At 63.8% G+C, this 16344-nt stretch carries 15 protein-coding genes, 1 tRNA gene and 1 other RNA gene; 15 read left to right on the top strand and 2 right to left on the bottom strand.

Features of this window, described 5'->3' with window-relative positions; genetic code table 11:
- Positions 1-103 precede the first annotated feature (103 nt).
- Positions 104-640 carry a DUF4337 domain-containing protein gene (locus L4X63_RS01340; RefSeq protein ID WP_250676784.1) on the top strand — a complete coding sequence of 179 codons (537 nt, stop codon included), beginning with the start codon at positions 104-106 and terminating at the stop codon, positions 638-640.
- Between the two features lie 135 nt (positions 641-775).
- Here L4X63_RS01340 and sucD read toward each other — a convergent pair whose 3' ends face one another.
- On the bottom strand, positions 776-1660 hold the full coding sequence (gene sucD, locus L4X63_RS01335; protein WP_250676783.1) for a succinate--CoA ligase subunit alpha: 885 nt from the start codon (positions 1658-1660) through the stop codon (positions 776-778).
- A gap of 93 nt (positions 1661-1753) precedes the next feature.
- Positions 1754-2914, bottom strand: a complete 1161-nt coding sequence (sucC, locus tag L4X63_RS01330; RefSeq protein ID WP_250676782.1) for an ADP-forming succinate--CoA ligase subunit beta — start codon at positions 2912-2914, stop codon at positions 1754-1756.
- 235 nt (positions 2915-3149) lie between these two features.
- Between sucC and L4X63_RS01325 the strand changes: the two genes are divergently transcribed.
- The 14 genes from L4X63_RS01325 to mraY all read left to right on the top strand — a co-directional run bounded on the left by L4X63_RS01325 (position 3150) and on the right by mraY (position 16272).
- The gene (locus L4X63_RS01325) at positions 3150-4280 is read left to right on the top strand and encodes a THUMP domain-containing class I SAM-dependent RNA methyltransferase (RefSeq protein ID WP_250676781.1); all 1131 of its coding nucleotides are present in this window, start codon (positions 3150-3152) and stop codon (positions 4278-4280) included.
- A gap of 167 nt (positions 4281-4447) precedes the next feature.
- Positions 4448-4524, top strand: a tRNA-Ile gene (locus tag L4X63_RS01320).
- A 121-nt stretch (positions 4525-4645) separates the two neighbouring features.
- Positions 4646-5764 (top strand): Nif3-like dinuclear metal center hexameric protein, encoded by a 1119-nt coding sequence (locus L4X63_RS01315; RefSeq protein ID WP_250676780.1) that lies wholly within the window; start codon positions 4646-4648, stop codon positions 5762-5764.
- A 42-nt stretch (positions 5765-5806) separates the two neighbouring features.
- On the top strand, positions 5807-6523 hold the full coding sequence (locus tag L4X63_RS01310; protein WP_250676779.1) for a zinc ribbon domain-containing protein: 717 nt from the start codon (positions 5807-5809) through the stop codon (positions 6521-6523).
- A gap of 38 nt (positions 6524-6561) precedes the next feature.
- Positions 6562-6973: RNase P RNA component class A (gene rnpB / locus L4X63_RS01305), an RNA gene on the top strand.
- An 87-nt stretch (positions 6974-7060) separates the two neighbouring features.
- A complete protein-coding gene (locus L4X63_RS01300; protein ID WP_250676778.1) occupies positions 7061-7564 on the top strand; it encodes a hypothetical protein in 504 nt (167 codons plus the stop codon).
- Positions 7565-7598: 34 nt separating this feature from the next.
- On the top strand, positions 7599-7922 hold the full coding sequence (locus tag L4X63_RS01295) for a hypothetical protein (RefSeq protein ID WP_250676777.1): 324 nt from the start codon (positions 7599-7601) through the stop codon (positions 7920-7922).
- A gap of 431 nt (positions 7923-8353) precedes the next feature.
- Positions 8354-8836, top strand: a complete 483-nt coding sequence (gene mraZ, locus L4X63_RS01290) for a division/cell wall cluster transcriptional repressor MraZ (protein WP_250676776.1) — start codon at positions 8354-8356, stop codon at positions 8834-8836.
- Positions 8837-9778, top strand: coding sequence for a 16S rRNA (cytosine(1402)-N(4))-methyltransferase RsmH (gene rsmH, locus L4X63_RS01285; RefSeq protein ID WP_250676775.1), 942 nt, complete (start codon positions 8837-8839; stop codon positions 9776-9778).
- A 12-nt stretch (positions 9779-9790) separates the two neighbouring features.
- Complete coding sequence (ftsL, locus tag L4X63_RS01280) at positions 9791-10126, top strand: cell division protein FtsL (protein WP_250676774.1); 336 nt, start codon at positions 9791-9793, stop codon at positions 10124-10126.
- Positions 10123-12087, top strand: a complete 1965-nt coding sequence (locus L4X63_RS01275) for a PASTA domain-containing penicillin-binding protein (protein WP_250676773.1) — start codon at positions 10123-10125, stop codon at positions 12085-12087. The genes ftsL and L4X63_RS01275 overlap by 4 nt, the downstream gene beginning before the upstream one ends.
- A 15-nt stretch (positions 12088-12102) precedes the next feature.
- On the top strand, positions 12103-13617 hold the full coding sequence (locus tag L4X63_RS01270; protein ID WP_250676772.1) for a UDP-N-acetylmuramoyl-L-alanyl-D-glutamate--2,6-diaminopimelate ligase: 1515 nt from the start codon (positions 12103-12105) through the stop codon (positions 13615-13617).
- A 151-nt stretch (positions 13618-13768) separates the two neighbouring features.
- A complete protein-coding gene (locus L4X63_RS01265; RefSeq protein WP_250676771.1) occupies positions 13769-15181 on the top strand; it encodes a UDP-N-acetylmuramoyl-tripeptide--D-alanyl-D-alanine ligase in 1413 nt (470 codons plus the stop codon).
- Entirely contained in the window at positions 15181-16272 is a 1092-nt protein-coding gene (gene mraY, locus L4X63_RS01260) for a phospho-N-acetylmuramoyl-pentapeptide-transferase (protein WP_250676770.1), read from the top strand. The genes L4X63_RS01265 and mraY overlap by 1 nt, the downstream gene beginning before the upstream one ends.
- The last annotated feature ends 72 nt before the right edge of the window (positions 16273-16344 follow it).

Genomic DNA, 16344 nt, shown 5'->3' with positions numbered 1-16344 from the left:
CGATGCAATTTCCCCCTAGTCATTTACTCTCTGAGCCGGGCAATGTCTTTTCCGGTGGCGGAAGTTTGTGTATAATCCAGCACACTTTCACGAGGAGGTATCTATGACGGAAGAAAAGAAAGAACGGTGGCTGAACTGGATGGCATTGACCACTATCATCCTTGCTGTCTGTGCCACCTTGGCAACGTTCAAAGGAGGAGGCTTCTCGACCCGCTCCGTGCTGAGTCAGACACAGGCCTCCGACCAGTGGGCCTTTTACCAGTCTAAGAGCATCAAGGGGTACCTCTATGAGATGCAGAGGGACCAGATGGAGATGCAGTTGAAGATGCTGGGCGGGAAGGTTCCTCCGGCGCTGGCCCAGCAGTATCAAAGCAAGATCGACGGCTATGCTGCCAAGATCTCCAAGTACGAAGGGGAGAAGGCCAAGATCCTGGCGGATGCCAAGAAGCTCGAGGCCATCAGGGACGATGCCGCCAAGCACGGCAAGGTCTTCGGCGTCGCCGTCATTTTCCTGCAGATCGCCATCCTGCTCTCGTCGATCGCCGCGCTTATCAAGAAGAAGTACGTCTGGGTGATCGGTATCACGATCGGCGCCTACGGCATCGTCCAGTTCGCGAACGGCTTCTTACTGTTCATGTAGGACCCAGTCGACCTAAGGGACCTAAGGGACCTAAGGGACCTAAGGGAACCGAGGGGAGCCCGCAGAGAACATGGGCACGACTGGGAGCCTACGGGAGGCGGTGGCGGCCGGCTCCGGAAGGGGGGCGGTCCGCTCTCAGGCGGGGGCGCCTCCTTTGAGGAGCTCCTGCATGGTGGTCCCCATCTTGGTGGGGCTCGGGGAGACCGCGACGCCACACTCGGTGAGGGTCCGTATCTTGTCTTCGGCCTTACCCTTGCCGCCGGTGATGATCGCGCCGGCGTGCCCCATCCTCTTGCCGGGAGGCGCCGTGACGCCGGCGATGAAGGCCGCCACCGGCTTCTTCATGTGCTTCTTGATCCAGTACGCCGCCTCCTCTTCCGCTCCCCCGCCGATCTCGCCGATCATGAAAACCCCGTCGGTGTTGGGGTCTTCGTTGAACCGCTTGAGGACGTCGATGAAGTTCATGCCGATGATCGGGTCCCCCCCGATCCCCACGCAGGTCGACTGCCCGAGCCCCACATCGGAGAGCTGCTTGACCGCCTCGTAAGTGAGGGTGCCGCTGCGGGAGACCACGCCGATCCTCCCGGGCTTGTGTATGTAGCCCGGCATGATGCCGACCTTGCACTGCCCCGGCGTAATCACTCCCGGGCAGTTGGGCCCGACCAGGAGCGTCTTGCTCTTCTCCTGGACCTGGCGGGCGAGCACCATGTCCCGGACCGGGATCCCCTCGGTGATGCAGACCGCGAGCTCGAGCCCGGCGTCGCACGCTTCGAGGATGGCGTCGGCCGCTCCCGGGGGAGGGACGAAGATCATGGAGACGTCGGCCTTGGTATAGCGGACCGCCTCCTCCACCGTGTTGAAGACCGGGATCCCTTCGATGTGGATCCCCCCCTTGCCCGGGGTAACCCCCGCCACGATGTTGGTGCCGTAGTCGCGGCACTGCTGGGTATGGAAAAGGCCGCTTCTTCCGGTGATCCCCTGGACCACCACCCGCGACTCGCTGCTGAGCAGTATGGACATTAAACCCTCCTTGCGGTACACCCCATCCTCACCCTGTCTTTCCCCTCGAAGGGGAGGGGACCCTGTGGGCGCTTGCGCCTGCGATTGATCCGGTCAGCTCCCCAGCATGGCGACGATCTTCGAGGCCCCGTCGCCGAGGTTATCGGCGGTCTGCACGTTCAACCCCGATTCGGCCAAAAGTCTCTTTCCCTCCTCGACCTGGCTTCCGTCCATGCGGACCACGATCGGGAGGGTGCAGTTCATCTCGGCCGCCGCTTCGATGATCCCCTGGGCGATGACGTCGCAGCGCATGATCCCCCCGAAGATGTTGACGAAGACCCCCTTGGCGTCGTTGTCCTCCAGGATGATCTTGAAGGCCTCGGCGACCTTCTCCCGGGTGGCGCCCCCCCCTACATCGAGGAAGTTGGCCGGCTCGCCGCCGAACTCCTTGAGAACGTCGAGGGTCGCCATGGCAAGCCCCGCGCCGTTCACCATGCAACCGATCGACCCCTGCAGCTTTATATAAGATAGGTCGTACTTGCCGGCGTTGATCTCCAGGGTGTCGAGCTGCGAGTAGTCCATCATGTCCGGGTACTCGTGGTGGCGGAAGATGGCGTTGTCGTCGAAGCTGATCTTGGCGTCCATCGCGAGCAGCCAGCCCGCCCGGGTCACCACCAGGGGGTTGATCTCCACCAGGAAGCAGTCCTTCTCCAGGCAGAGACGGTACAGGTTCAGCATGAGCTGGACGCAGTCCTCGCAGATGCTTCCGGTCAGGCCGAGCTTCAGGGCCAGTTTCCTCGCCTGGTAGGGGCGAAGCCCGGTGGCCGGGTCGATGTTGAACATGTTGATCTTTTCGGGGCTGCGGCGGGCGACCTCCTCGATCTCGACTCCCCCTTCGGCGCTGGCGATCAGGCAGTAACGGGAGGTGGCCCGGTCCAGGGTGATGGAGAGGTAGAACTCGCGGGCGATGTCCACCGCCTCCTCGACCAGGATCCTGCGGACCTTGAGCCCCTCCGGGCCGGTCTGCGGGGTGACCAGCCGCTTGCCGAAGAGCTCTTTGCCGAGCTCCTGGGCCTGCTCGGGGTGGTGAACCACCTTGACCCCCCCCGCCTTGCCGCGGCCCCCGGCATAGATCTGTGCCTTAACCACGCAATGGCCGCCGAGCTCCTTGGCCGCCCGTTCCACCTGGTCGGAGGTGAGCGCCACCCGGCCGCGCGGGACGGGAATGGAATACGACTGGAGGATCTCCTTGGCCTGGTACTCATGAATATTCATGTCGGCTCCCCTTCACCTGGGTTTACACCACTGCAATGTTTATCATGAACGGCATGGTTATCAAGTGACGGGAGGGGGAAATTTTCGCGTCACTGCTGGGCTTTCGGGGGGCGGATCGGCGGCCCGCGGAAAGGGGGCGGGGGGCTTTTAGCGTTGCGCGTCCCGGCCGGGGGAGTGTATAGTCCTCATGAGCAAGGCAAGAACCCTTTGCTAATCAGCTTCTATGGATTTTTCTATGACCACCGATCATTTTTTCGCCACCACCGCCAAGGGGGTGGAAGAGGTGCTGGCTGCCGAACTGACCCGGCTGGGGATCGAGAATGTTTCGATCGAAAGCGGCGGGGTGCGTTTCGGCGGCGGGATGCCGGCGGCCTATAAGGCCAACCTTTGGCTGCGGACCGCGAGCAGGGTGCTGATGCCGCTCGCCGAGTTCCCGTGCGAGACCCCCGAGCAGCTCTACCAGGGGGTGCGGAGCGTTTCCTGGCCCCGCTACCTCACCACCGAGATGACCCTGGCGGTCGACTGCACCCTGAGGGATTGCGCCATGACCCATTCCGGGTTCGTGGCCTTGAAGACCAAGGACGCCATCGTCGACACCATGCGGGACCGCTTCGGGGGCCGCCCCAGCGTGGACACGCGGGATCCCGATCTCAGGGTCAACGTGCGGCTCTTCAGAAACCGCTGTTTTCTCAGCCTCGACTGCTCGGGGACGCCGCTGGACCGGCGGGGCTACCGGCTGGACAAGCACGAGGCGCCGCTCAAGGAGAACCTGGCCGCCGCGCTGGTGGAGATGACCGGCTGGGACGGGAGCGTTCCCTTCGTCGATCCCATGTGCGGGACCGGGACCATCGCCATCGAAGCGGCCATGAAGGCGCTTCGCATCCCTCCGGGGCTTTTGCGGACCAAGTTCGGCTTCCAGCGCTGGCCCGGCTACGACCGCACGCTCTGGACTACTCTCGCCAAGGAGGCGCGGCAGGGGATCCTCCCCGCGCTGCCGGCGCCGGTGGTGGCATCCGACATCTCGCACTCGGCTATCGCCATGGCGCACGAGAACGCCGGGCGGGCGGGGGTGGGGGAGGCGGTCACCATCGGGCGGGGTGCGGTGGGGGAGTTGATCCCGCCGCCGGGGCCGGGAGTGATCGTCATGAATCCCCCCTACGGGAAGAGGCTCGGCGAGGAGGAGGCGCTCCGCCCCCTCTACAAGGAGATCGGCGACGTCCTGAAGCAGCGCTGCAAAGGGTACACGGCCTATATATTCACCGGAAACCTGGAGCTCGCCAAGGGGGTGGGCCTGAAGGCGGCGCGGAGGATCGTGCTCTTCAACGGGCCGATCGAGTGCCGGCTGTTGAAGTACGAGATGTACTAAAGCAAATCCCCCCTGTCCCCCCTTCGCAAAGGGGGGGACGTTGAGCCGGCGCCGTTCCCGCCGCCGGCTCACCTTTGTGCCTCTGTACGCGGGCGGTACGGGTGGGAAGATTAAAATAGGACCTTGACACTGCTTATCTTTTAACCTATAGTTAAATTTCGCTTTTCGGGCCTATAGCTCAGTTGGTTAGAGCTACCGGCTCATAACCGGTCGGTCCCAGGTTCGAGTCCTGGTGGGCCCACCACCCTCAACAATTAGGATGATGTGGGGATGCCCTTAAAGCACCTGGTCAGACGAAAGAATAAACTCAAAGTGGAGAGAAAGAGTGCACACCAAGCGGTTGCACTCTTTTTCTTTTGTGCGCGATGATAACTCCTAGAATTTCGGATCTACTTGGAATAACTAACAAAATCGCTCCCGCGGAGTATGCGGAGTCCTGGGATAACGTGGGCCTGCAGCTCGGGGACCCGGTCCGGCAGGTCTCCCGGCTCATGGTGGCGCTGGATCCCGGCCCCCCCGCAGTCGAGGCCGCGATAGAGGCCGGCTGCCAGTTGCTGATCACCCACCACCCCTTCATCTTCACCCCCCTCAAGAAGATCTCCACCGCCGACGAAGTCGGGCGGCTGACCATAGCGGCCATCAAGAACGACCTGGCCATCATCTCCCTGCACACCAACTACGATATCGCCTCCGGCGGCGTCAACGACCTCCTGGCCGGCCGTCTCGGCCTGGCCGAGGTGGCGCCCCTGAAGATCACCGGTTCCCAGGAACTGGCGAAGATGGCCGTCTTCGTTCCCCACGGTTACGAGGAGAAGGTCCTCGAGGGGCTCTCGCGTTTCATGGCCCCCATCGGCAACTACCGCGACTGCTCCTTCCAGGGAGACGGCGTCGGCCGTTTCCGGGCCCTGGAAGGCGCCTCCCCCTTTGTCGGGGAGATCGGTGTGCTGCACCAGGAGAAGGAGAGCCGGCTCGAGTTCCTGCTTCCCAAGGAGCTCACCGGGGCAGCCGTGACTGCGCTCAAGAAGGTGCATCCGTACGAGGAGCCTGCCTTCGACCTCTACCCGGTGCTGGCGCGTGGCGCGGCGCGGGGGATCGGGAGGATCGGGCTGCTGGCCGAACCGGTGACCGCCGGGGTCTTCGCCTGCCGGGTCAAGGAGGCGCTCGGCGCCGCCGGGGTGCGGCTGGTGGGGGGGAGTGACCGTCCGGTGAAGAAGGTCGCCCTGTGCGGCGGCAGCGGGGCGTTCCTCGTCCACGAAGCGGCCCGCAAGGGGGCCGACGTCCTGGTGACGGGCGATCTTAAGTACCACGAAGCGCGCGAGGCGGAGGCGCTCGGCATCGCCGTCCTCGACGCCGGGCATTTCGCCACCGAGCATCCCATGGTGGAAGGTTTGGCTGCCACCCTGCGGGAGGTTCTGGCAGCAAGGAAGTATGAGACGGAAGTGATCGAGTACAAGCACGAGCGGGAGCCGTTCAGTTTCTGGTAAACCCGCCGGGCATCAACAATAGAGGTGTTGGGGAGGCAGATTTTGCGTAACAAGCTGAAGTCGTTATACGAATTGCAGGAGATCGATCTGAGGATCGACGGTCTGGACAGCGAAAAAGGGCAGCTCCTTGCCGAGGCACAGGCCCTGGAAGCCAAGCTCGCCGAGGCGCGGGAGCAGATCGCGGCCCGCCGCGAGGAGTCCGAAACGGTGGCAGCGGAGAAGGCGGAGCTCGACGCGAGCCTCGCTACCGAGAACGAGAACATCGTGCGGTCGGAGTCCCACCAGAAAGAGATCAAGACCCAGAAGGAGTACCAGGCGGTCTCCAAGGAGATCTCCGGCGCCAAGAAGATGATCGCCGAGCTCGAGGACCAGATCCTTCAGAAGATCAATGCCCTGGAAGAGATCGCTGCCGACATCGCCAAGAAGGAGACCGATCTTGAGGAGCTCGAGGCCAACGTGGCCACCCAGCAGGCCGAGCTCCAGGCCAAGGTCACCGCGCTGGAGACCGGCATCGCGGCCGACGCCGTGACCCGTGAGGAGGCCGTCAAGATTCTCTCGGCCTCGGTGATGAAGCGCTACTCCAAGCTTCGCGACCAGCGCCGCGGCGTGGCCGTGGTCGAGGCGAGGGAAGGGAACTGCATGGGGTGCAACATGCACCTTCCGCCGCAGCTCTACAACACCCTGTTCCGCGCCGACGACGTGATCACCTGCCCGCACTGCCAGCGGATCCTGATCATGAAGCAGGAGCTGGACGGTTAGAACATAGAAGGCGCTTCACGCAGTTTTTCGTTTTGGCCGAAGCAGACCAGATGGCCGCCGTCCCCCGTAGCCTCGTGCGAAGGGGGAGGGAGGAAAGTCCGGGCTCCATAGGGCAGGGTGCTGGATAACGTCCAGCGGGGGCAACCCCAGGGATAGTGCCACAGAGAGAAGTCCGCCCGCCAAAGCTGCCGCGCTCGCGCGGCGTCCAGCGAAGGCGGGTAAGGGTGAAAGGGTGAGGTAAGAGCTCACCGGGTCCGGCGGTGACGCCGGATGCCAGGTAAACCCCACCAGGAGCAAGACCAAATAGGGAAGCGTTAAGGGCGGCCCGTCCGTGCTTCCGGGTTGGTTGCTTGAGGGCGCCGGTAACGGCGCTCCTAGATGAATGACCATCGCCCGCGTGCGGGGTAACCTGCCGCGGGAACAGAACCCGGCTTACGGGCTGCTTCGGCCAATTTTTGCAGTAAACGGCAACAAGACGCCATCACGGCTTCGCGGCCTGGATGGCGTTTTTGCGCAGATATACAGGAGGCTGGCTCCATGAGCCTTCAGAAACAATGGCAGGACGGACTCCGCAACGTGGCGGCGGTCTGGGTGATGCTCCCGATCCAGGACCGGGAGCGGGTGGGTAACCTGTGCCAGGAGATGATCGAGTGCAAGGAGGCGCTGCAGGATATCGCCTCCCGGGCCAATGCCGAAGCGCACTGTGCCGCCTGTGACGGCGCCTGCTGCGTGACCGGCAGGCTCCACTTCGCCAAGGCCGATCTCCTGGTCTACCTGGTGACCGCCAAGCCGATCTTCACTCCGCGCTTCGAAAGTCCCCGTTGTCCCTACCTCACCACCGCCGGCTGTCTCATGCCACCGGGATACCGCCCGTTCAACTGCATCACCTTCAACTGCGAAGTGATCGAGGACCGGCTCCCCGAGGAGACGGTGACCGAATTCTACCGCCTCGAGCAGGAGTTGAAGGGAGTCTACGCCGAACTGCGCGCGCTCTTTCCGCCCACTTCGATGGACGGTCCCCTCATCAGCGGGGAGCCCTGACGGGCAACGACAACTCGAGAGGAAACCCAACTTCATGGCAACCATCAACGATCTCGTGCTCGCGCACATCGACAACAAGCCCGCCTTCTACGCCAGAATCGAGGACATCTCGCCCGACGTCAAGCCGGGGTGGTGGAAGGTCAAACTGCTGGTCCTCACCGTGCCGCTCCAGGTCTATACCTGGATCCTCGACGAGAGCCAGGTGAACGGCGCCCCCTTCACCATGGGGAACACCCCGATCATGCTGGAAAAGGTGGTCCCTCCCGAGCCCCCGTCACCGGTAGCCCCGGTCGAAAAAGGGGGCGACGCTCCCAAAAAGGGTGGCAAGGTGGTCTCCCTCTTCGACCGTAAGAAGTAGCCCCCGTTACCCGGCGAAAGCCCCCCTTTCAAAAAGGGGAAAAATTCCCCCTCCGGACCTCCCTTTTCAAGGGGAGGGAGGAGCTCTTCACCGATAGATAGCGACCAATCATACGAAGTTCCCTCTGCAGGACCCGTCCCTTCCCCCGACCGGGGGAGGGGGCCCGCCCCGACACACACCGCCTGACCTCCCCGTGCAGCAGTCGTTCGAACTCCCTGACCATCCATTCCGGAGCCGGTTCTGCCTCCCGTTTGCCCCTCTTTACCACCTTCTTCCCCGCCTCCGGTTCTCTCATTTAAACCCTTGGAAAATCTTCGGAAAGGATCACTTTTTCGTGACAATTTTGCCTTGACATCACTCTATCCCTCCCGTATAGTTCAGCCGACGGTGGTATAAAGTGGTATAAAGTGGCAATGAGTGCCGGGGAAAACATGTTCAGAGGGAAGTTCGACACGACCATCGACGCCAAGGGGCGCACCAGCATTCCCGCGAAATTCCGCGAGGTTCTGGTGGAGACCTTCGGCGACGAGCGTTTCTTCCTCACCAAGTCGAGTCCGGTCCGGCTTGGCAATGGGGAGGTCTGCTATGGTCTGGCCATCTACCCGTACCATGAATTCCTTGCCATCGAGGAGAAGCTCAAAGACGGCACCTCGCTCGGCTTGAGCGTCGCGGAGCTGGCTGCCGTCAGGAGGATGATCCTGGTCCCCGCCGTCGAATGCACCGCCGACAAGCTCGGCAGGCTCCTGGTCCCCTCGGATCTCCGGAAGACCGCCCAGCTCGAGCGGGACATCCACTTCGTCGGGATGCAGACCAAGATCGACGTTTACAGCCAGTCCGTCTGGACCAAGGTCTGCGAGCAGGACGAGCAGAACTTCCCGACCGACTCGGCGGCCTTGGCCGGGCTGGGGCTCTAGATGGTGGACTTCCACCACATCTCGGTCATGCCCGACGAGGTCCTCAGGGCGCTCTCCCCCCGCTCCGGCGGGATCTACGTGGACGGGACGCTCGGGGGCGCCGGGCACGCCGGGCTGATCCTGACCGCGAGCTCCCCCGAGGGGGTGCTCCTGGGCTTCGACCGCGACGCCGAGGCGATCGCGGCGGCCACCGAGAGGCTCGCCCCCTTCGGCGCCCGGGCCCGGATCTTCCAGAGGAACTTCGCCGACATCGCCGAGACCCTGGCCGGGATCGGGGTCGAGGCCATCGACGGTTTCGTGCTGGACCTCGGTGTCTCCTCGCACCAGCTGGACCGCGAGGAACGGGGATTCAGCTTCATGCAGGACGCCCCGCTCGACATGCGGATGAACAGGGAGGAAGGCCCCACCGCCGCCGACCTGGTCAACGAGCTCTCCGAGGGGGAGCTCACCCGCATCATCTCCGACTACGGGGAGGAGCGCTGGGCCAAGCGGGTCGCCTCCTTCATCGTGAAGGCGAGGAGCGAGCAGCCGATCGAGACCACCTTCCAGCTGGTGGACATCATCAAGGGGGCCATCCCCAAGGCCAAGTGGGAAGAGCGGCTCCACCCGGCGACCAGGACCTTCCAGGGGTTGCGGATCGCGGTCAACGAGGAGCTGAAGAGCCTCGAGGATGGGCTCGCGGCCCTGCTGAAGCTTTTGAGAAAAGGGGGGCGCGGCGCGGTGATCTCCTTCCACTCGCTGGAAGACCGCATCGTCAAGGAGTCCTTCCGGGCCGCCGCCACCGGCTGCACCTGCCCCAAAGAGCTTCCCATCTGCGTCTGCGGGAAGGTCCCGCAGTGCAAGGTGATAACCGGCAAGCCGCTCATGGCCAGCGAACAGGAAGTTAAGGAAAATCCGAGGTCCCGCAGCGCCAAGCTGAGGGTTGTTGAAAAGATCGTATAGAGGGATTAAGCCATGGCACAGAGCAAGGTCGAATACGGCAAAGTAGCCGCACCGGTAAGAACCGGGGTCGTAATCAGGGACCACTGGGTCAGTTTCCGCTACCTCATCGGGGTGATGGTGCTTTTGACCCTGGTCTCCATCTTCCACGTCTGGTCGAGGGTCGAGGTCATCGATCTCAACCTGAAGATCTCCGATACCGCCCGCCTCCTGAAGGAGCAGCAGCAGGAGAACCAGCGGTTGAAGGTGGAAGTCGCTTCCCTTAAGACCCCTGCCAGGATCGAGGAAATCGCCAAGGGCCAGCTCGGCATGGCGCTCCCGACCGACCAGCAGGTGGTTGTGGTCAAGTGATAGAGAAGCACGAAAAATGGGCCAGGGTGCGGATGCGCTCGGTGGCCGCTCTTTTCGTCGTATTCTTCGTACTGACCGCCGGGCGCGCCCTCTTTCTGCAGGTGTTGCAGAAGGACAAGCTGGTGAAGCTCGCGGAGAAGCAGCATCAGCGGATCGTGCAACTCACCCCGGGACGCGGGGCGATCTTTGACAGGAATAACGCACCGCTGGCGGTCTCCCTGGAGATGGATTCCTGCTACGCCGAGACCCGCGAGATGGAGAACCTCCCGGACGAGGCGGCCAAGCTGGCTCCCATCCTCGGTATCCCCCAGCCGGAGCTGGAGGCGAAGCTCAAGGCGAGCCGCAACTTCGTCTGGCTGGCCCGCAGGATTCCGCCCGAGCAGGCGAAGAAGATCAGGGATCTCGACCTCGACGGCATCGGTTTCGTGAAGGAGACCAAACGCTACTACCCGAACTCGGAGGTGGCGGCGGCTGTGGTAGGCTTTACGGGGCTCGACCCGACCGGACTGGAGGGGATCGAGAAGAAGTACGATTCCACCATCCTGGGGAACACCGGCTACCTGGTGACCGAGCGGGACGCGCTGGGGCGGGACATCGATCTCAAGAAGGGGAAGCAGGGCTCCAAAGGGAGCAACGTCGTCCTCACCCTCGATAAGAACATCCAGTACATAGCCGAGAAGGAGCTGACCAAGGCGGTCGAGAAGAACGGCGCCAAATCGGGGATCGCCATCGTGATGGAGCCGGACACCGGGCGGGTGCTGGCGATGGCCAACTACCCGACCTTCAACCCGAACGCCTTCTCCAAGTACGGCCAGGATGCACTGAGAAACCGGGCCATCTCGGACAGCTTCGAGCCGGGTTCCACCTTCAAGATCTTCCTGGTCGCCTCGGCGCTGGAAAGCCACGTGATCAGGGCGGGCGACGCCTTCAACTGCGAGAACGGCAGCTGGGCCTTTGCCGGCAAGACCATCCACGACACCCACAGCTACGGCGCGCTCAGCGTGGCGCAGGTGCTCAAATTCTCGAGTAACATCGGGGCGGCCAAGATCGGCGGCCGGCTCGGCTCCCAGAGGCTCTACGATGCACTGACCGCCTTCGGGTTCGGCGAGCGGAGCGAAATCGACCTTCCGGGCGAGGCGGCCGGGATGTTAAGGCCGCAGGCCAAGTGGTACCCGATCGACCTGGCGACCATCTCCTTCGGGCAGGGGGTGACCGCCACCGCGCTGCAGATCACCACGGCGGTTTCGGCGGTGGCCAACGGCGGCAACCTGATGAAGCCCTACCTGGTGGACCGGATCACCAACGAGGACGGCGAGGTACTGAAACAGTTCGGACCTCAGCTCAAGAGGAAGGTGATCTCCCCCTCCACGGCCAAGACGGTGGCCCACATGCTCGAAGGGGTCGTCAACGAGGGGGGGACCGGCACCGCCGCCCAGGTCGACGGCTACTCGGTGGCGGGGAAGACCGGTACCGCCCAGAAGGTTGACCACGCATCCCACGCCTACTCGGCCAAGAAACGGACCGCCTCCTTCGTAGGGTTCGTGCCGGTGGACAACCCGAAACTCACCATCCTCGTGGTAGTGGATGAGCCGACCACCAGCCCGTACGGCGGCGTGGTGGCCGCCCCGGCCTTCAGCGCCATCGCCCAGCAGAGCCTTTGCTACCTGGGGGTGCCGCCGGAGAAGAGTTTCAAGAAGAAGCCGGTGTCCGTGGAGGCCAAGGAGGTGCGGGATCCCGATCCCCCTCAGGTCTCCGAAGGGGGGAGCGTCGAAGGAACCCCGGCCGGGGCCATGCCCAACTTCCGCGGGATGAGCATGCGCCAGGTGCTGAGAGTCATGGAGAAACGGGGGCTCAACGTGAAACTGGAGGGAAGCGGACGGGCCGTGGAGCAGCACCCGGCACCGGGAAGCCCCATCACCACCGAGGAAGAAGTCTGGGTCCGGTTCGTGCCGTCGGCCTGACCCGAGGAGATAGCAATGAAACTCACACAACTGCTTAGCTGTGTAGAGGGCGTCCGGGTAACCGGCAACTCCGATATCGAGATCGGGGGACTCTACTACGACTCGCGACAGGTCGGACCCGGCGGGATTTTCTTTGCCCTGCAAGGAGTTAAGACCGACGGTTGCCAGTTCGTCGAGGCTGCAGTCAAGGGGGGGGCGGTCGCCATTGTGGCGGACCGCCCCTGCGCCGTTGCCGGGGCTACCCTCGTCGAGGTCCCCGACGCCCGGCGGGCCATGTCGTTGATGGCGGCCGTTTTCTACGGCCTCCCGACGGCGGGAGTGCCGACCGTGGGGATCACCGGGACCAACGGAAAGACCACCACCACCTACCTGGTGGAAGGGATCCTGGCGGCGGCGGGCTATCCCCCGGCCGTGCTCGGGACCATCAGCTACCGTTTCGGCGATGTCTCGATTCCCGCTCCCAACACGACGCCGGAGTCGGTCGATCTGCAGCAGACGCTGCGCCAGCTGGTGGACGAGGGGGCCAAGGGGGTGGTGATGGAAGTCTCCTCCCACAGCCTCGAACAGCGCAGAGCCGACGGCTGCCTCTTCGACGTGGCGGTCTTCAGCAACCTGACCCGCGACCATCTCGACTACCACGTGGACATGGAATCCTACTTCGGGAGCAAGCTGAGGCTCTTCACCGATCTCCTCACCCCCGACGGCGAGAAACCCAAGCGCTGCGCGGTGGTCAATCTGGACGACCCGTACGGGCGGCGGATCAAGGAAGAGTCGGCCGCTCCCGTCCTTGGCTACTCGGCGGGCCAGGAAGGGGACATCGCCGTCCAGGACGTCCAGTTCACCGTACACGGCATCTGCTGCCAGCTGAAGACCCCGCGCGGGAGCCTGAAGTTCTCTTCGGATCTCCTGGGGCGCTTCAACCTGTACAACATCCTCTCGGCGGTCGGGGCCGGCATTGCGCTGGACCTCCCGGATTCCGCCATCGTGGCGGGGATCGAGGGGCACAAGAAGGTTCCCGGGCGCCTGGAGCGGGTAGAGAACGACAAAGGACTCACGGTACTGGTCGATTACGCCCACACCGGAGATGCCCTGGAGAACGTGCTGGCCACCGTGGCCGAGCTGAAGGCCGGCAGGATCATTACCCTCTTCGGCTGCGGCGGCGACCGCGACAAGGGGAAGCGCCCGGTGATGGGCGAGATCGCCGCCCGCTACAGCGACCTGGCCATCGTGACCTCCGACAACCCGCGCACCGAAGACCCCTTCGCCATCCTCGAGGACGTGAAGGCGGGGATCCTGCCGCTCGGGCTCAGGGAGTACCGGCCGGAGGAGCTGGCAGGCGGGATCGCTGAAAAGGGATTCGTCACCATCGAGAGCCGCCACGACGCCATCGAGCTCGCCATCCGGATCGCCAAGGCCGGGGACATCGTTCTTCTGGCAGGCAAGGGGCACGAGGATTACCAGATCGTCGGCACGGTGAAGCACCACTTCGACGACCGCGAAGAGGCCGCCAAGGCGCTGGCCAACAAATAGCCTCACCTCCCCCTCCCCTTGAGGGAGGGGGTAGGGGGGTGGGGGAATTATCCACGGAGTCCAGTGGCCGGCCTCCCCCCCACCCTGACCCTCCCCCTCAGGGGGGGAGGGAATGTTAAGAAAATAGACAAAAGAAGGGACGTACCGATCAATGGCAAGTTTCACCCTTAAAGAGATAGCCGAGGCGACCGGCGGCAGCATGGTGGGAGACCCCGCTGTCACGGTGGCCGGCGTCTCCACCGACTCTCGCGCGGTGGCGGCGGGTGAACTTTTTATCGCGCTCCGGGGGGATCGCTTCGATGGGCACCAATTCGTAAAAGGGGCGGCGGAGAAAGGTGTCTCCGTCTTCCTCGTCGACAACCACTGGAAAAAGGAGAACGAGCTCCCTGAGGGCGCTGCCGGGGTGGTGGTCGAGAACACCGAGCGGGCGCTGGGGGATCTGGCCTCCTTCCACCGCCGCCGCTTCAAGATCAAGATGGTGGCGGTGACCGGCTCCAACGGTAAGACCACCACCAAGGAAATGCTCTCCTGTATCCTCTCCCAGACCGGACCGGGCCTCAAGACCGAGGGAAACCTCAACAACCTGATCGGCCTCCCGCTCACCCTCCTTAGGCTGACCGGGCGCGAGCGCTGGGCGGTGGTCGAGCTCGGCATGAGCGCCTTCGGCGAGATCGACCGGCTGGCGGAGATCGCCGACCCGGACGTCGGCATCATCACCAACGCCTTCCCGGCTCACCTGGAGACCCTGGGGAGCGTGGAAGGGGTCGCCAAGGCCAAAGGGGAGCTCTTCCTGAGGCTCAAGCCCGGCTCGAGCGCGGTCTACAACGTCGACGATCCGCTCATCTCCAAGTGCCCGACCCACCTGAACGTGACCCGCCTCACCTTCGGCCTCAGAGGGGCCGAGGTCAGTAGCGCCAACATCACGAGCCTCGGCAAGGCGGGCGAAAGCTTCGTCCTGCGGCTTCCCGGCGAGGAGCAGCCTATCCACCTCCGCGCCTACGGCCGCCACAACATCTACAACGCCCTGGCCGCAGCCGCGGCAGCCCAGGCGCTCGGGATCTCCGGCGAGGTCATCCGGCAGGGGCTCGAGGAGTTCACCCCCTACGACAAGAGGTTCCAGCTCGAAGAGACCGCCGGGGTGATCCTCATCAACGACAGCTACAACGCCAATCCGGCCTCCATGGCGGCGGCTCTGAAGACCCTCCACGAAGTGGTGGAAGGGGGAGGGCGCTGCGTGGCGGTGCTGGGCGACATGCTGGAGCTCGGCACCGGCACCGTCGAGGCGCATCGCGAGCTCGGCAAGCTGGCCGCCGCCTCGGTGGCCCGGCTCTATCTCCTGGGGGATCTGGCCGGCGAGGTCGCCCGCGGGGCCCTCGACGCCGGCCTTCCCGCCGGCCAGGTAATGATCGGCAAGGACCACGAGGAGGTGGCCCGCGAAGTGGCCGCCTGGGTGGAGCCGGGAGACTGCGTGCTCTTCAAGGGGTCGCGCGGGATGCGCATGGAACGGGCGGCCCAGCTGGCCAAAGAGGCCCTGCTGGCTGAGGCGAAAGGGGGACGTCACTAATGCTGTACCATCTGCTGGTTCCGCTCGCCTCGAGCGTCAAGCTCTTCAACGTTTTCAAGTACCTGACCTTCAGGACCATCTACGCCATGATCACCGCGCTGGTCCTGTCCTTCATCGTCGGTCCCTGGGTGATCCGCCGCCTCGAGACGCTCCAGGCCCGCCAGGTCATCCGCACCGACGGCCCCGAGTCCCATCTCAAGAAACAGGGAACCCCCACCATGGGGGGCGTGCTGATCCTGGTCTGCATCGTGCTGCCGACCCTGCTCTGGGCCGATCTCACCAACCACTTCATCTGGCTCACCCTCTTCATCACCATCGGCTACGGCGTCCTGGGGTTCGTGGACGACTACAAGAAGGTGGTCGAGAAGAACCCGAAGGGGCTTTCCCCCCGGCAGAAGATGTTCTGGCAGATCATCCTGGCCGGCCTCGTGGGGATCGTGCTCTACTGCCTCCCCTACTTCAAGGTGACCGGCTTCTCCACCGAGCTGTATCTCCCGTTCTTCAAGCGGGTGCACCCGGACCTGGGGATTCTCTTCATCCCGTTCGTGACCCTGGTCATCGTCGGCGCCTCCAACGCCGTCAACCTGACCGACGGCCTTGACGGGCTGGCCATCGGCCCGGTGGCGATCAACGCGGCGACCTACATGCTCTTCGGCTACATCGCCGGTAACGCCAAGCTTTCCGGCTACCTGCAGATCCCCTACGTCCCCGGCTCGGGCGAGCTTGCCATCCTCTGCGGGGCCATGGTCGGCGCGGGGATCGGGTTCCTCTGGTACAACTCGTACCCGGCCGAGGTCTTCATGGGCGACGTCGGCTCCCTCTCCCTGGGGGGGACGCTCGGGACCCTGGCGGTCCTGACCAAGCAGGAGATCCTCCTGGTGATCGTCGGCGGCGTCTTCGTGGTGGAGGCGCTCTCGGTCATCTTCCAGGTCGGCTCCTACAAGTACCGCGGGAAGAGGATCTTCAGGATGGCCCCCATCCATCACCACTTCGAGCTGAAAGGGGTGGCGGAGCCGAAGATCATCGTGAGGTTCTGGATCATCACCATCATCCTCGCGCTGGTGGCCATCTCCACCCTTAAGATGAGGTAAATGAATAGCCGATAAATGTTTGAATCTGAGTGAATTTTCACGCAAAGGGCTGGCATTTTCGGGTATCATGGC

The organism is Geomonas sp. Red32, from assembly GCF_023652955.1.
In the GTDB taxonomy this organism is placed as follows: domain Bacteria; phylum Desulfobacterota; class Desulfuromonadia; order Geobacterales; family Geobacteraceae; genus Geomonas.
This window is presented reverse-complemented; position numbering and strand designations above follow the sequence as displayed.

Coding starts and splice junctions, on each gene's coding strand:
- L4X63_RS01340 (WP_250676784.1), top strand. CDS start 104: ATGACGGAAGAAAAGAAAGAACGGTGGCTGAACTGGATGGCATTGACC.
- sucD (WP_250676783.1), bottom strand. CDS start 1,660: ATGTCCATACTGCTCAGCAGCGAGTCGCGGGTGGTGGTCCAGGGGATC.
- sucC (WP_250676782.1), bottom strand. CDS start 2,914: ATGAATATTCATGAGTACCAGGCCAAGGAGATCCTCCAGTCGTATTCC.
- L4X63_RS01325 (WP_250676781.1), top strand. CDS start 3,150: ATGACCACCGATCATTTTTTCGCCACCACCGCCAAGGGGGTGGAAGAG.
- L4X63_RS01315 (WP_250676780.1), top strand. CDS start 4,646: ATGATAACTCCTAGAATTTCGGATCTACTTGGAATAACTAACAAAATC.
- L4X63_RS01300 (WP_250676778.1), top strand. CDS start 7,061: ATGAGCCTTCAGAAACAATGGCAGGACGGACTCCGCAACGTGGCGGCG.
- L4X63_RS01295 (WP_250676777.1), top strand. CDS start 7,599: ATGGCAACCATCAACGATCTCGTGCTCGCGCACATCGACAACAAGCCC.
- mraZ (WP_250676776.1), top strand. CDS start 8,354: ATGTTCAGAGGGAAGTTCGACACGACCATCGACGCCAAGGGGCGCACC.
- rsmH (WP_250676775.1), top strand. CDS start 8,837: ATGGTGGACTTCCACCACATCTCGGTCATGCCCGACGAGGTCCTCAGG.
- ftsL (WP_250676774.1), top strand. CDS start 9,791: ATGGCACAGAGCAAGGTCGAATACGGCAAAGTAGCCGCACCGGTAAGA.
- L4X63_RS01270 (WP_250676772.1), top strand. CDS start 12,103: ATGAAACTCACACAACTGCTTAGCTGTGTAGAGGGCGTCCGGGTAACC.
- L4X63_RS01265 (WP_250676771.1), top strand. CDS start 13,769: ATGGCAAGTTTCACCCTTAAAGAGATAGCCGAGGCGACCGGCGGCAGC.
- mraY (WP_250676770.1), top strand. CDS start 15,181: ATGCTGTACCATCTGCTGGTTCCGCTCGCCTCGAGCGTCAAGCTCTTC.